General features: G+C 70.8%; 11 protein-coding genes. 2 read left to right on the forward strand and 9 right to left on the reverse strand.

The genetic code is table 11. The annotated features are described in order from the left end of the window. Nucleotides 1–23: 23 nt before the first annotated feature. Nucleotides 24–2978 (reverse strand): glycoside hydrolase family 35 protein, encoded by a 2955-nt coding sequence (locus FHS34_RS03110; RefSeq protein ID WP_184960270.1) that lies wholly within the window; start codon nt 2976–2978, stop codon nt 24–26. Between the two features lie 75 nt (nt 2979–3053). On the opposite strand from FHS34_RS03110, the gene FHS34_RS03115 reads away from it, so the two are divergent. Together FHS34_RS03115 and FHS34_RS03120 are read left to right on the forward strand one after the other, a co-directional pair. Continuing rightward, the gene (locus FHS34_RS03115) at nt 3054–3512 is read left to right on the forward strand and encodes an RrF2 family transcriptional regulator (protein ID WP_184960272.1); all 459 of its coding nucleotides are present in this window, start codon (nt 3054–3056) and stop codon (nt 3510–3512) included. Nucleotides 3513–3772: 260 nt separating this feature from the next. Next, nucleotides 3773–4423, forward strand: a complete 651-nt coding sequence (locus FHS34_RS03120; RefSeq protein WP_184960274.1) for a DUF4360 domain-containing protein — start codon at nt 3773–3775, stop codon at nt 4421–4423. Nucleotides 4424–4531: 108 nt separating this feature from the next. On the opposite strand, the gene FHS34_RS03125 is transcribed toward FHS34_RS03120, so the two are convergent. The 8 genes from FHS34_RS03125 to FHS34_RS03160 all read right to left on the reverse strand — a co-directional run bounded on the left by FHS34_RS03125 (nt 4532) and on the right by FHS34_RS03160 (nt 15040). Then, nucleotides 4532–6310 (reverse strand): pyridoxal phosphate-dependent aminotransferase, encoded by a 1779-nt coding sequence (locus FHS34_RS03125; protein WP_184960276.1) that lies wholly within the window; start codon nt 6308–6310, stop codon nt 4532–4534. A gap of 101 nt (nt 6311–6411) precedes the next feature. Then, complete coding sequence (locus FHS34_RS03130) at nt 6412–7557, reverse strand: aldose epimerase family protein (RefSeq protein ID WP_184960278.1); 1146 nt, start codon at nt 7555–7557, stop codon at nt 6412–6414. A 25-nt stretch (nt 7558–7582) separates the two neighbouring features. Next, on the reverse strand, nt 7583–8827 hold the full coding sequence (gene mmsB, locus FHS34_RS03135) for a multiple monosaccharide ABC transporter permease (RefSeq protein WP_184960280.1): 1245 nt from the start codon (nt 8825–8827) through the stop codon (nt 7583–7585). After that, a complete protein-coding gene (mmsA, locus tag FHS34_RS03140; RefSeq protein WP_184960282.1) occupies nt 8824–10374 on the reverse strand; it encodes a multiple monosaccharide ABC transporter ATP-binding protein in 1551 nt (516 codons plus the stop codon). The genes mmsB and mmsA overlap by 4 nt, the downstream gene beginning before the upstream one ends. A gap of 44 nt (nt 10375–10418) precedes the next feature. Continuing rightward, a complete protein-coding gene (gene chvE, locus FHS34_RS03145) occupies nt 10419–11528 on the reverse strand; it encodes a multiple monosaccharide ABC transporter substrate-binding protein (protein ID WP_184960284.1) in 1110 nt (369 codons plus the stop codon). A 4-nt stretch (nt 11529–11532) separates the two neighbouring features. Beyond that, a complete protein-coding gene (locus FHS34_RS03150) occupies nt 11533–12564 on the reverse strand; it encodes a hypothetical protein (RefSeq protein WP_184960286.1) in 1032 nt (343 codons plus the stop codon). 317 nt (nt 12565–12881) lie between these two features. Then, nucleotides 12882–13886 carry a zinc-dependent alcohol dehydrogenase gene (locus FHS34_RS03155; RefSeq protein ID WP_184960288.1) on the reverse strand — a complete coding sequence of 335 codons (1005 nt, stop codon included), beginning with the start codon at nt 13884–13886 and terminating at the stop codon, nt 12882–12884. After that, a complete protein-coding gene (locus FHS34_RS03160) occupies nt 13883–15040 on the reverse strand; it encodes a mandelate racemase/muconate lactonizing enzyme family protein (protein WP_184960290.1) in 1158 nt (385 codons plus the stop codon). The genes FHS34_RS03155 and FHS34_RS03160 overlap by 4 nt, the downstream gene beginning before the upstream one ends. Between the last annotated feature and the right edge of the window lie 44 nt (nt 15041–15084).

Here is a 15084-nt window from a genome sequence, read left to right on the forward strand (position 1 = left end):
GGAACCGCTGTCCCGGAACGTGCTCAGACCGGCTCGACCGGCAGCCCGCCGGACGCCCTGCCGAGCAGTGTCAGACGTACCGACCCGGGGCCCGACAGCGTGGTGAACTCCGAGAGGACCGCCAGCGCCAGGGTGTTGGTGCCCCGGGTGCGCAGGACGCCGTTCGGCAGGACGAAGGTGTGCTGCGGGCCCACGTTGTTGATGTACTGGCCCAGGTTCCAGCCGTTGAGGAAGATCTGGGCGCGGTAGGCGCGGTACGGGTCGTCGTCCAGGGTCAGGCCGACCGACGCGTCGACGTCGGCCGGTACCGACAGCCGGAACGTGGTCCGGTACCAGGTGACGCCCTGGTACCGCTCGGCGCGCGGGAAGGACACCCGCTCCCAGTCCCGGTCCCGGAAGCCGGGCAGGTGCCAGCCCTCCCGCTCGCCGTACAGGCCGCCGTTGTTCATCGGCCCGCGCACCGGGTCGGCGGGACCCTCGCCCTGGATGCGCCAGCTCACCTCCGGGGACGCGCCCTTGAAGGCGACCTCCGTCAGGCCGCGGGCCACCTTGTGCGTGTCCAGCGCCTTGCCGTCCTGGTCGTGCTGCATGCGCCGGACGAGCACGGACAGCACATGCCGGCCGGGGGAGCGCAGCCGCTCGCCCACCGGGAAGGCCGCCGTCGCCGTCCAGCTGCCCTGGCGGACCGTGGCGCCCTTGGCGGGCACGGGCATCCGGTGGGTGCCCAGCGGCTCACCGTCCAGCCAGGCCATCAGCAGGCCCTGCGTGCCGGTGCTGTAGGCGAGCGAGACCTCCTCGATGCCCGCCGCGCCGGTGAACGTGCCCCGGTACCAGACGTCGCCGTAGTGGAAGCCGTAGTCGTCGGCGAACAGCACGGGCCCGCCGTCCGGGACCGCCGTCGTGCTGAACGTCGAGGTCCTGTCGGCGCTCTTCCACGAGGAGTCGTCGAAGCTCGGGCCCGCCTCCGGGTTCTCCGTCCGCATCCGCCAGCCGCCCAGCTCGGGCAGCCGCACCTCGGGTACGTCCGGCACCATCTCGGTGGTCATCAGGCTGCCGGAGCGGGTGACCCGCGTGGCCAGCTTGCGCCCGTTCCACACCAGCGTGTCGATCCCGCGCGGAGCCCACACCTCCAGGGTCGTCCGCTCGGTGATGTCACCGGTCAGGTGGACCTCCGAGCCGCGCAGCTCCGCGTGCCGCAGCAGCGCCGGACCGTACGCCAGCAGGGTCCCGGACGGGGTGTCGTACGGGAACAGGCGGACGGCGGTGGCGTCGTCGGCGAAGAGCAGCACCAGCGGGGTGCCGCTCCCGCCCTCCCGCACCAGTACCCGGGTCAGACCGCCCTGCCCCAGCGGGACGTTCACATGCAGCTCGCCCCGGTCGTAGGCCCAGCCGGCCTCGGGGTCCAGCCGCTCCACGTACGGCTCGTCGGGGCAGTCCAGCACCAGCTCGGCCATGTCGTCGAGCCGGCCCGTGAACACGGCGAGGTCCTGCCGGCCCGCCGTCAGATGCAGCATGGGCGCGGCGGTGGAGTACTTCAGGGTGCGGTCGCCCAGCGCCAGCCCGGTGGTCAGCAGCTTGGCGTCCTTGCCGGGCACGGTGATCCGCAGGGTGCCGGCGTCGGTCGGCAGGCCGGTGGTGACGGCCTCCGTGCCGTCGTTGCGGGCGACGTACACGTGGGAGCCGGTGTCCGGGTTGGTCAGGTGATAGACCTTCAGCCCCGCGGCCGTGACGTCCGCCGCCCGGTCCAGCTTGGCGAAGTCGGGCACGCGCTGGAGCAGGTGCCCGAGCTGGTGCATCGGCGCGATCTTGTCGGTGACGATCCGGCCCTCGTCGATCGCGGCGCCGTAGTCGTACGACGTGTAGACGACCGGCGCGGGCAGCCAGCCCCACGAGGTCCCGCCGAACGTCATGTACACGTTGTGCAGGGTGAGTCCGTTGGCCAGGTTGGTCAGATAGAAACGGCGCTCGTAGGCCGCGTCCCGGGTGTGCCGCGACTCGGCGTACCCCTTGCCGTCGAACTCGGCCCCGCCCCAGGGGTCGAACCAGCCGCCGCCGAACTCGGGCACGAACCCGGGCGTGCCGGGCGAGGCGGTGGCCCCGCCCTTCGGGCCGCCGGGGCCGTAGTGCCCCCAGTCCGGCGGGGTCTTGGAGGGCGAGGGGTAGCCGTCGAACCCGTAGAGCCAGCCGCCCTTCTCACCGCCGGTGCCGAACGAGCCGGGGACCCAGTAGCCGTTGCGCCCCTTGTCGTTGTGGAACAGCGGGACGTCGATCCCGTCGGCCCGCACCTTGCGGTACAGGTGGGACATGTAGTTCCGGCCGGTGTCCTCCCCCGCGTGGGCGTCGTACTCGTTCTCGATCTGGTACAGCAGGACCGTGCCGGTGCCCTGCGTGTACAGATGCCGTCGGGCGATCCGGTTGACCTGGGTGAGCCACTCGTCGACGTGCGACAGGTACGTCGGGTCGTCGGTCCTGGCCGTGCCCCGGGTCGCGGTCAGCCAGCCGGGGAAACCGCCGCCGTCGACCTCGGCGTTGATGTACGGGCCGGGCCGCAGGATGACGTACAGGCCGGTCTCGGCGGCCATGCGGAGGAACAGGCCGAGGTCCCGCACGCCGGTGAAGTCGTAACGGCCGGGCGCGGCGGAGTGGTAGTTCCAGGCCACGTAGATGCTGACGGCGTTGTAGCCGTGCGCCCGCATCTTCTGCAGCACGTCCCGCCACAGGGACGGACTCGGCAGCCGGAAGGGGTGCATCTCCCCGGACCACACCACCAGCCGCCGCCCGTCGACGAGCAGCGAGTGGCGGTCGTACCCGATGGTGTGCTGCTCGCCGTCGGCGCTCGGCGGGCCCGGGACCGGACCGGTGGGCGCGCTGCCGCCCGCGTACGCCGAGAACGCCCCGGGGCCGTTGCTGCCGCCCAGGGCGAGACCGAGCGCGGCAGAGCCTGCCAGGGCACTGAAGGTACGTCTGCTGAGCGCCAAGATGGATCCTCCGGGCGAGCTTACGGGGGCGCGGCTGCGGCCATTCTCCATGGCGGCACGCCCCACAATGGACCCATGAGGATCTCGGCACGGGCGGATTACGCGGTACGGGCGGTGCTGGAGCTGGCCGTACGGCAGGGTAACGGCCCGGTGAAGGCAGAGGAAATCGCCGCCGTTCAGGATATTCCGCACAAGTTCCTCGAAGGCATCCTGGGCGACCTGCGACGGTCCGGGATCGTGGACAGCCGGCGTGGCGGGGGCGGCGGCTACCGGCTGGCGCGGGAGGCGGCCGCGATCACCGTGGCGGACGTCATCCGGGCGGTCGACGGCCCGATCGTGTCGGTGCGCGGGGAACGCCCGACGGGCCTCGCCTACACGGGCACGGCCCGGCCGCTGCTGCCGCTGTGGATCGCCCTGCGGGCGAACGTCCGCCGCGTCCTGGAGGGCGTCACACTCGCCGACCTCGCCTCCGACACCCTCCCCGCCCCCGTCCGAGCCCTCGCCGCGGAACCGTCGGCCTGGGAGAACCCCTGACGGCCTGAATCCCGGACCCTGCCGGCGCGGGGACGGCGGCACCTCGCCGTCGGGCCGGGGGTCCCCGAGGTGTGTGCGCGGTGGGCGTGGAGGCCGTGAAAAGCCCGGTGTGAATGGCCGGAGTTCACCCTGCCGGGTGGGGGCGGGGCTTCCTACGATTCCCACGCCTCCATCCCTGGTTCACAGGTGGCGCACAGATTCTTCACCTGTGAACGGCCGCGGCGGGAGGCCCACCCCCCACTCGACAACCGGGAGAAACCATGGCTGGTGGACTCCTCCTGAGCGGCGCAGTGGCCGCTCTGGTCACCACCGCTCTACCCGCCCACAACCCCTCCGACGTGTTCGACAACCCGCCCCCGGACAAGATCGTCATCGACGTGGCCACGGTGAACGGCTCCGGCTGTCCCGCGGGCACGGCCGCCGTGGCCGTGTCCCCGGACAACACGGCCTTCACCGTCACCTACAGCGAGTACCTGGCGCAGGCCGGCGGCGGCTCCGATCCCACGGCCTTCCGCCGCAACTGCCAGCTCAACCTGGTGGTCCATGTGCCCCAGGGCTTCACCTACGCGGTCGCGAGCGCCGACTACCGGGGCTTCGCCGCCCTCCAGCGCGGCGCCACCGGCACGCAGAAGGCGTCGTACTACTTCCAGGGCTCGTCGACCACCGTGCCGAGGAGCCACCCCTTCACCGGGCCCTACAACGACGACTGGCAGGCCACCGACGACACCGACTGGGCCCAGCTCGTCTGGGCGCCCTGCGGCGTGCTGCGCAACTTCAACATCAACACCGAACTGCGGGTGAACGCCGGCAGCACGTCCGCCGACAAGGTCAGCTTCATGACGATGGACTCGACCGACGGGGACATCAGCACGGTGTACCACCTGGCGTGGAAGGAGTGCCCGTCCTCCTGACCACGCGCCCCGCCATGGCCCGGCAGGAGCCATGGCGGGGCTCCCGCCCGTCCAGTGACCAGGCGCCGTCGGCCCGCCCGGCCCGTCGGCCGGGGGTCAGCCCGCCGCTTATCCCGCCCCCGCGGCGTTCGGCCAGCTCTGGGCGTTGGGCCAGCCCGTCGCGGGGGCCGGGGTCAGGCCGGTGGCCGGGGCCGTCATCCCGCGCACCTGGGCCGCGGTGAGCCCGCCGCGGGCCGGCACACCGGGCGGGGTGAGGGCGGCGGCCGCGGCGGGGACCGCCGGCGCGGGCGTGGGGACGGCCGGTACGGGCGTGGGGGCGGCCGGTACGGGCGTGGGGGCGGCCGGTACGGGCGTGGGGGCGGCCGGTACGGGCGTGGGTGCCGCCGGGACCGGTGCGGGGGGTGCGGGCACGGGTGCCGTCACGGCCGCGGGGGCCGGTACGGACATGGGGGCCGGTACAGACATGGGGGCCGGTACAGACATCGGGGCCGGTGCGGACATGGGGACGGGCGGCGCAGGCGCGGGCGCCGGGGTGAACGCCGGCTGCGGGGCCGCGGCGGGCATCGGCTGGGCTGCCGCCGGCATCGGCATCCCACCGCCGGCCGGCGCGACGGCGGCGGGGAGCGGCATGCCGGTGCCGGCGGCCGGGGCGGGACCGGCCGCGGGAAGCCGCAGGCCGGCCCCGTTGGTCTCGCTGACCAGCCGGTCCACCGCCGCCGTACCCGAGCTGTAGCTGGTCCCGGTGCCCAGCTCGGGTACGGCGGCTCCCCTCCTGGACCCGTAGAGCACCTGTTCCAGGCCGGACACCAGGCGACGCACGTCGACCTGGGGGCGCACCACGAGCCGCAGGAAGCGGCTGGAGGATCCGATCTTGTTGCCGCACTCGCGGACCAGGATCCGGTGCTCGGTGAGCATCCGGTCCCGGACCACCGTGCCCTCGGCGCCGACGGGCAGGCGCACGAAGAGGAAGTTCCCCTGGGAGGGATAGACGGTGAGGCCGGGCAGCGCGGAGAGGTGGCTGGCCATCTCCAGGCGGTCGCGGCGGACCTGGGTCAGGCTCTGCGCGTACTCGGCACCGTGCTCCTTCAGCATGAACACCACATGTTCGGCGAAGGAGTTGAGGTTCCACTTCGGCAGCATCGAGCGGACCTTGCCCGCCAGCGCCGGGTTGGCGACCAGGTAGCCGAAGCGGATGCCGTGCAGACCGAAGTTCTTGCCCAGGCTGCGCAGCACGATCACGTTGGGGCGGAGCATGGCCTCCTGGACGACGCTCGGCTCGGTCTCCGCGTCGGCGAACTCCAGGAACGACTCGTCGACCACCACCAGGTCCAGGTCCGCCATGGCGTCCATGAACTGCACGACCTGCTGCCTGCGCAGATAGCCGCCGTCGGGGTTGTTCGGGTTGCAGATCACCGCCACCCGGGTGCCCCGGGCGCGGATGAACTCGGCGTACCGGCCGAGGTCCAGGGCGAAGTCGCTCGCCTCCTGGAGCGGGAACATGTCGACCCGCTTGCCCGTCTCCATCGGCTGGTCGGTCCAGCGGCCGAACGTGGGCACGGGGACGGCGAGGGACTCGCGGACCAGCAGATGGTCGATCCAGGTGATCAGCTCGGTGGAGCCGTTGCCCATCGCCACGCACTGCGGCGGCAGCTGGAGCAGGGCGCACAGCTCACTCGTGATGGTGTCGGCGCCGCTCGGGTAGTACGTGACGATCTCGCGCAGCCGGTGCGCCATCTCCTCGAACATGGCCGGTGTCGGGAAGTACGGGTTGCACGGGATGCAGAAGTCCACCGGGCCGGTTCCGTCGCCGCCCTCCCGCGTCAGCGCCGCCATGGAGGGGCTGTGCGCGGCGCCGCCGCGGAACAACGAGGTGACGTTGCCGGCCAAGGGGACCTCCGTTCAGGGTGGCCCGTGCGGGGGAGCACGGGCCGCCCTTGGATACGGAGGCGGCGGCGGTGGTGTTCAACTCATCCGATGGGTGAGCGACTTCACGACCCGAACGCGTGGATCGTCGTCGACCGGTACGTCTGCCCGGGCCGCAGCACGGTGGAGGGGAACGACGGCTGGTTCGGCGAGTCCGGGAAGTGCTGGGTCTCCAGGCACAGACCGTCACTCTGCCGGTAGGTCCGCCCGGACGTGCCGACGAGGGTGCCGTCGAGGAAGTTGCCCGAGTAGAACTGCACGCCGGGCTGGTCGGTGAGGATCCTCAGGGTCCGGCCGGACCCCGGGTCGCGGAGCGTCACCACGTGCTCCGGCCGCGCGGTCACCCCCTTGTCGAGCACGAAGTTGTGGTCGTAGCCCTTGGCGGTCACCAGCTGGCCGTGGCCGGTGCGGAGGTCGCGGCCGACCGGCTTGGGCCGGGTGAAGTCGAACGGGGTGCCCGTCACCTTCGCCAGTTCGCCGGTGGGGATCAGGCCCGCGTCGGTGGGGGTGTACCGGCTCGCGGCCAGCCAGAGCTCGTGGCCACAGATGCTGCCGCTGCCCTCGCCGGCGAGGTTGTAGTACGTGTGGTTGGTGAGGTTGACGACCGTCGGCCTGTCGGTGGTGGCCGCGTAGTCGATCCGCCAGTCGCCGTGCCGGTTCAGCGTGAAGGTGACCCTCGTCCGCAGCGTGCCGGGGTAGCCCATCTCGCCGTCGGCGCTCGTGTCGTACAGGTGCAGGCCGACGTCCGTGCCCGCGCTGAACGGCTCCACGTCCCACACCTTGGTGTTGAAGCCCTTGGCGCCACCGTGCAGGCTGTTCTCGCCGTCGTTGACGGACAGCTGGTAGGTCCTGCCGTCCAGGGTGAACCGCCCCTTGGCGATGCGATTGCCGTAACGGCCGATGGTGGCGCCGAAGAAGGTGGTCCCGGCGACGTACGCGGCGAGGTCGTCGTAGCCGAGCGAGACGTTCGCATACCGGCCGTGCCGGTCGGGGATCTCCAGCGACTGGACGATGCCGCCGTAGGAGAGGACCTTCAGCCGGGTGCCGCCGTTCTCCAGCGACCAGCGGTGGACCCTCGTGCCGTCGGCGAGGGTGCCGAAGAGCTCCTTCACCGGTTTCCTCCCCGAGGAGGCGTGGGCGGTACCGGCGGTGGTGGCGGCGAGCCCCGCCGCGGCTGCTCCCGCGATGACCGTGCGTCTGTTCAGTTCCATGGGGTGCGCTCCCTTGTCTGGACCCTTACGAACCGGACTTGCGCTTGTTCCACACGTCGAATCCGACCGCCACCAGCAGGGCGAGGCCCTTGATGACCTGCTGCCAGTCGGTGCCGACACTGAGGAGGTTCATGCCGTTGTTCAGCACGCCGAGGACGAGACCGCCGATGATGGCGCCGAGGACGGTGCCGACGCCGCCGCTCATGGACGCGCCGCCGATGAACGACGAGGCGATGGCCTCCAGTTCGAAGTTGAGGCCGGCCTTCGGCGAGGCCGCGTTCAGACGGGCGGCGACCACCAGACCCGCCAGGGCCGCGAGCACGCCCATGTTCAGGAAGACGTAGAAGGTGACCTTCTTGTCCTTGACGCCGGACAGCTTGGCCGCCGGCAGATTGCCGCCGATCGCGTAGATGTGCCGGCCGAAGACGGCGTTGCGCATGACGTAGCCGTAGCCGACGACCAGCGCGCCGAGGACGATCAGCACGATCGGGGCGCCCTTGTAGCTGGCGAGCAGCATCGTGACGACGAGGATCGCGGCGCTGATGGCGACGAGCTTGAGCAGGAAGAGGCCGCGCGGCGGGACCTCGAGCGAGAACTCCTGCTGGCGCCTGCGGTCGCGGAACTCCTGCAGGACCGTGAAGACGATCAGGACGATGCCCAGCAGCAGGGTGAGGTTGTGGTAGTTGGTGTGCGGGCCGGCCTCCGGCAGGAAGCCGTTGCCCATCTTCTGCAGCCCGCCCGGGAACGGGCCGAGGGTCTGCCCCTCCAGGAAGATCTCCGTCAGACCGCGGAAGATCAGCATCCCGGCGAGGGTGACGATGAACGAGGGGATGCCGAAGTAGGCGATCATGAAGCCCTGTACGGCGCCGGCCACCGCGCCGACCAGCAGGCACAGCACCAGGGCGACCGGCCAGGCCACCCCGTGCTGCACCGTCAGGACGGCCGCGAACGCGCCGGTGAACGCCGTCAGGGAACCGACCGACAGGTCGATGTGGCCCGCGATGATCACCAGCATCATGCCGATCGCGAGGATCAGGATGTGGCTGTTCTGCAGTACCAGGTTGGAGACGTTGCGGGGCAGCAGCAGGTCGCCGTCGGTCCACACCGAGAACAGGACCACGATCAGGCCGAGGGCGATCAGCATGCCGTACTGGCGCATGTTGTTGCGCAGGCCGTCCAGCATCAGCCGCAGCAGACCGCCGGGGGCCGCGTCGCCGCTCTTCCCGGGCGGCGCCGGGGCCGGGGTCCTGGCGGTGACATCCGTGCTCATCGGGACACCTCTTTGTCCTTCGTCATCTGGCGCATCAGCGATTCCTGGGATGCCTCGGCCCGGGAGAACTCGCCGGTCAGCCGGCCCGCGGCCATCGTGTAGATGCGGTCGCACATGCCGAGCAGCTCCGGCAGCTCGGAGGAGATGAAGACGACCGCCCTGCCCTCGGCCGCCAGCTTGTCGATGACCGTGTAGATCTCGAACTTGGCGCCGACGTCGATCCCGCGCGTCGGCTCGTCCAGGATCAGCACGTCCGGACCCGCGAAGATCCACTTGCTGAGCACGACCTTCTGCTGATTGCCGCCCGAGAGCTTGCCCACCGGCTCGAAGACGCTGGGCGCCTTGATGTTCATGGAGGTGCGGAACCGCTCGGCGACCTGCCGTTCCTCGTGCTCGTCGACCACACCGCGCCGGGCCACCTTGGCGAGCGAGGTCAGCGAGATGTTGCGGTTGACGGTGTCGATGAGGTTGAGGCCGTAGTGCTTGCGGTCCTCGGTGACGTAGGCGATGCCGTGCCCGATCGCCTCGGCGACGGACCGCGTCCGGATCTCCTCGCCGTCCTTGCGGACCGTGCCGCCCGCGTACCGGCCGTACGACCGCCCGAAGACGCTCATGGCCAGCTCGGTGCGGCCGGCGCCCATGAGGCCCGCGATGCCGACGATCTCCCCGCGGCGCACCTGAAGCGACACGTGGTCGACGACCTTGCGCTGCTGGTCGATCGGGTGGCGCACGGTCCAGTCGCGGATCTCCAGGGCCGGGGCCGTGCCCTCCTCGGCGTGGTGCGGGGTGCGCTCGGGGAAGCGGTGGTCGAGGTCGCGGCCGACCATGCCGCTGATGATCCGGTCCTCGGTCGTCCCCGGGTCCTTCACGTCGAGCGTCTCGATGGAGCGCCCGTCCCGGATGATGGTCACCGAGTCGGCGACCCGGCGGATCTCGCCCAGCTTGTGGGAGATGATGATCGAGGTGATGCCCTGCTTCTTCAGCTCCAGGATCAGGTCGAGCAGTTTGCCGCTGTCCTCGTCGTTCAGGGCCGCGGTCGGCTCGTCCAGGATGAGCAGCTTCACCTTCTTCGACAGCGCCTTCGCGATCTCCACGAGCTGCTGCTTGCCGACGCCGATGTCGGCGACGCGGGTCTCCGGGTGGTCGGTCAGACCGACCCGGCGCAGCAGTTCGGTGGCATGCCTGAGGGTGTCGTTCCAGTTGATGAGCCCGCGCGTGGCGTGCTCGTTGCCGAGGAAGATGTTCTCCGCGACGGAGAGGTACGGCACCAGTGCCAGTTCCTGGTGGATGATGACGATGCCGTGGTGCTCGCTCGCCCGGATGTCCCGGAAGCGGCAGAGTTCTCCCTCGAAGAGGATCTCGCCCTCGTAGCTGCCGTGCGGATGGACGCCGGAGAGCACCTTCATCAGGGTGGACTTGCCGGCGCCGTTCTCCCCGCAGACGGCGTGGACCTCGCCCTGGCGCACCGTCAGTGTGACGTCCGAGAGCGCTGTGACACCGGGAAAGGTCTTGACGATCGAGCGCATTTCCAGGACGGGTCCCGCCATGGTCGTGCCTTCCAATCAGTGTGGGGTCGTCGGGTGGGCGGGTCTCACTTGAGCTGGGAGTCCGTGTAGTAGCCGCCCTTGACGAGCACGTCCTCGTAGTTGGTCTTGTCGACGCTGACCGGCTGGAGCAGGTAGGCGGGGACGACCTTGGAGCCGTTGTCGTACGACTTGGTGTCGTTGACCTCGGGCTTCTTGCCCTTCAGCAGGTCGTCGACCATCGTCGAGGCGACCTCGGCGAGCTTGCGGAGGTCCTTGTAGACGGTCTGCGTCTGCTGGCCGCCGATGATCGACTTCACGGAGGCCAGCTCCGCGTCCTGGCCGGTGATGACCGGCAGCGGCCTGCTCCCCGAGCCGTAGCCGTCCGACTTCAGCGCGGACAGCACGCCGATGGAGATGCCGTCGTAGGGCGAGAGGACGGCGTCGACCTTCTCGCTCTTGTACGAGGAGGTGAGGATGTCGTCCATGCGCCGCTGGGCGGTGGCGCCGTCCCAGCGCAGCGTGGTGACCTTGTCGAGCGCGGTCTGGCCGGACCGGACGACGAGCTGCTTCTTGTCCATGTACGGCTTCAGCACGCTCATCGCGCCGTCGAAGAAGTACCGGGTGTTGTTGTCGTCGTTGGAGCCGGCGAACAGCTCGATGTTGAACGGGCCCTTCGCGCCCTTGCCCAGCCCGAGCTTGTCCACGATGTACTGGCCCTGCAGCTTGCCGACCTTCTCGTTGTCGAACGAGGCGTAGTAGTCGACGTGGTCGCTGCCGAGGATCAGGCGGTCGTAGGAGATGACCGGGATGCCGGCGTCGGCGGCCTGCTGGAGCACGCTGTTCAGGGACTTGTTGTCGATGGCCGCGATGATCAGGCCCTTGACGCCCTGCGTGATCAGGTTCTCGATCTGCGAGACCTGCTGTTCGGGGTCGTCCTCGCCGTACACCAGCTTGGTCTTGTACCCCTTGGCCTCCAGGTCCTTCACGACGTTCTTGCCGTCGGATATCCAGCGCTCGGAGGACTTGGTCGGCATCGCGATGCCGATGGTGGCGCCCTTGGTGTCGCCCGGCTTCTCCTTGCTGCCGCCCTCGCTGTTCTGGCCGCACGCGGTCAGGGTGAGGGCGAGCGAGGCGGCCGATGCCAGCAGGGCGAGTGCGGCTCTGCGGTTGCGCATGGGATCAGTCCTTGTCGTTCTCGTCGTGGAGAGGCTCGTCGTGGAGAGGCTCGTCGTGGGGAGGAGCGGAGGCTTCGACGGGGAAGCGGTGGAGGGTTCCGGGCAGCCGGGAGCCGAGCGGCGCCATGCCGTCGTCCGCGCCGTGCCGGGCGAGCAGGTCCAGGGCTAGCCGGCCGCGCCGCACCCGCTCCCGGGCGGTGTCCAGGGTCACGTCCCGCAGATGGGTGCCCCACGGGTAGATGCCGGGCGCCTTGGACAGACCGAACTTCAGGTAGAGCGGTGCGCCGCGCCGGATCAGCTCGGCGACCTCGTACATCCGGACGTAGCCGCCGAGGTCGTCCGGGGCCTCGATGTACATGTCCATCGGGGCGGCGGACACCCGGCGGATCTCGGTGAGGTGGTCCAGCGTCAGATCGCTGGGCACGTTGACGGAGTCGGCGCCGAGCCGCTCGTAGACGGCGTACGAGGCCGGGTTGACGGGGCCGATGAGCGCCGAGACCTTCAGCGTGGTGCCGGCCGGGAGGATGCCGGCCGCGCGGGCCCGGTGCAGGGTCCACAGCACGCCCTCGTCGGCGACGAGCAGGCACTTGACGCCCAGTTCGGTGGCCCTGACGGCGTCCTCGACACAGCCGGCGACCGCGTCGTGGCCCCGGGCGCGCGGTCCGGCCCCGCGGGAGTCGGACCGCACCGAGCCGCCGATGTCCCAGGTGCCGCGCGGGCCGGTGAACAGGCAGAGCTCGATGCCGCGTTCGGCGGTGGCCTCGGCCATCTCGGTGATCTCGGCGTCGGTGAGCATCCACACGCCGCTGCCCTGGCTGATCCGGTGGATGGGCACATCGAGGCGCGAGGCCTCCTTGAGGACGACCGCCAGCGCTTCGGGACCCTCGCACGAGGGGATCTCGGTGCGCCAGCGACCGCCGCCCGGGAAGCTGTGGACGGAGGCGTCGGCGGGGTCGAGGGCGGGCGCGCCCAGGCCGAGTGCGGCGAGCGGCTGCTCACCGGGCCTGCGCACCGCCGGGGCGGAAGCGTCGTTCACTGGCTGTTCCTTAGTGTCCTGAGTGTTCGAAATATCGGACAAGGTTCGCGGCTTCGGCTGTGAAAGGGCGCCGGGACAAGCGCGGGAAAAGCGCCGGGAGTACGCCGGCCGGGGCGCCGTCAGGTCACGCCCCGGCCGGCGTACGACAGGGGCCCCTAGGGCCTCTCGTTTGGATCATGCCGGGCTCGCGGGCCCTGGCACCGCACCTCGCCGCGTTGTCGTCGGTTGCCATGGCTCCGCCATGTCGCCCTCCTCCGCCTTGCGATGTACGGCACCAGACCCCGCTCCCTGATCCGGCCTGATCCGAACGAAAGGCCCTAGGGCCGGAGCAGCACCTTGCCCACCTTCGGATCGCCGGCTCCCACCAGCTCGATGGCCTGGGAGAACCCGGTCAGCGGCAGCTCGTGCGTGATCAGCGGCAGCGGGTCGAGCAGCCCGGCGCCGAACACCCGCACGGCGTGCGCCCAGGCGTCCGGCGGAGCCCCGAAGACGGTGCGCACCTCCAGCTGCCGTACGACGAGACCGGTCGGGTCCAGCCCCTGGGCGCCCGGCGCCGGGATGCCCGTCAGGACCAGCCGTCCGCCGCGCCGGAGCAGCGAGGCGGCGGTGCGCGCGGCGGACGCCGACCCGGCGGTCTCGATCACGACGTCGAAGTCGTCGGGCAGTTCCCGGTCCCTGAGCCGGAAGTCGGTCGCCCCGAACCGCCGGGAGAGCGCCTCCCGGTCATCGCGCGTGCCCACGACGAGCAGTTCCGCGGGCGAGACGGCCTTCAGGAACTGCACCGCGAACATGCCCAGCGTGCCCGTGCCGACCACCGCGACCCGCTCGCCCGGCCGGGCGCCCGACTTCAGCGCGGCGGCGGCGATGCAGGCGGCCGGCTCCAGCAGGGCGGCGGCGGTGAGGTCGGCGTCGTCCGGCAGCGGGTGCAGCAGCCGGGCCGGGAGGGTGAGCGTGCCGGCCATGGCGCCGGGCCGGGTGAAGCCGGTCTCCTCGTACCCCGCGGCGCACAGCGTGGTCTCGCCCGCGTGACAGCGTTCGCAGACCTGGCAGTTGCGAAAGCCCTCGCCGACGACCTTGCGGCCGATGAGGCCCTCCGGCACACCGGCGCCCACCGCCCACACCGTCCCGGACCACTCGTGGCCCGGCGTGAGCGGGTAGCGGACGTACCCCTCCGGCCGGGTGCCCTGGTACACCTCGCGGTCGCTGCCGCAGATGCCGACGGCGTGCACGGCGACCAGCGCCTCGCCGGGGCCGGGGTCGCGGGGCGTGTGCTCCTCCACCCGGTGGGTGCCCGGCGCCTCGACCAGGATCCGGGAACTCACTTCGTGCCCTTCGGCCTGCGCTGCTCCCAGCCCTCGGACCACAGGTCGAACCGGGCCTGCTGCTGCGGGAACTCGGCCGCCGCGTCGACGTCCAGCTCGACGCCGAGACCGGGTGCGTCGGAGAGGTGGAAGTACCCGTCCACGACCTGCGGCGCCCCCTTGACCACCTTCTTGATCTCCGCGTCCGCGAAGTCGTTGAAGTGCTCAAGGATCTTGAAGTTCGGGGAGGTGAAGCCGACCTGGAGGGAGGCGGCGGTGAGGACGGACCCGCCGACGTTGTGCGGGGCGACGAGCATGTAGTGCGTCTCGGCGGTGGCGGCCAGCTTGCGGGTCTCCCAGATGCCGCCGATGTGGCCGACGTCGGGCTGGATGACGTCCACGGCCTGGCTCTCGAACAGCTCGCGGAACTCGATCCGGTCGTGGATGCGCTCACCGGTGGCGACCGGGATGTCGACCTTGGCCGCGACCTTCTCCAGTGCCTTGAGGTTCTCCGGCGGCACGGGCTCCTCCAGCCAGGCGGGCTCGAAGGGGGCCAGCTCCCTGGCGAGCCGGACGGCGGTGGCGGGGGAGAAGCGGCCGTGCATCTCCAGCATCAGTTCGGCGTCCGGGCCGATGGCGTCGCGCACGGCCTCGATGAGGGAGACCGCGTACAGGGTCTCGTCGTGGTCCAGCTCGAAGTGCCCGGTGCCGAAGGGGTCGATCTTCAGCGCCTTGTACCCACGCTCCATGACCCCCCGGGCGGCCTTGTGGTACGCCTCCGGGGTCCGCTCGGTCGTGTACCACCCGTTGGCGTACGCCTTGACCCGGTCGGTCACCTTCCCGCCGAGCAGCTGCCACACCGGCACGCCCAGCGCCTTGCCCTTGATGTCCCAGCACGCCATCTCGACCACCGCGATGCCGGACATGACGATCTCGCCGGCGCGGCCGTAGTCGCCGTACTTCATGCGGCGCACCAGGTCCTCGACGGCGAACGGGTCCGAGCCGAGGATGTGATTGGCCTCGGCCTCGCGCAGATAGCCGAGCAGCGCGTCGGTGTGACCGAGCATCCTGGTCTCACCGACCCCCGTGAGGCCCTCGTCGGTGTGCACCTGGACGTAGGTCAGGTTGCGCCACGGCGTGCCGACCACGTGCGTGCTGATTCCGGTGATGCGCACGGCAGTTGCCCCTCAGCTGTTCGAGATTTCGTCACTCGTTCGAA

The sequence above is a fragment of the Streptomyces echinatus genome, from assembly GCF_014203595.1.
GTDB lineage: Bacteria > Actinomycetota > Actinomycetes > Streptomycetales > Streptomycetaceae > Streptomyces > Streptomyces echinatus.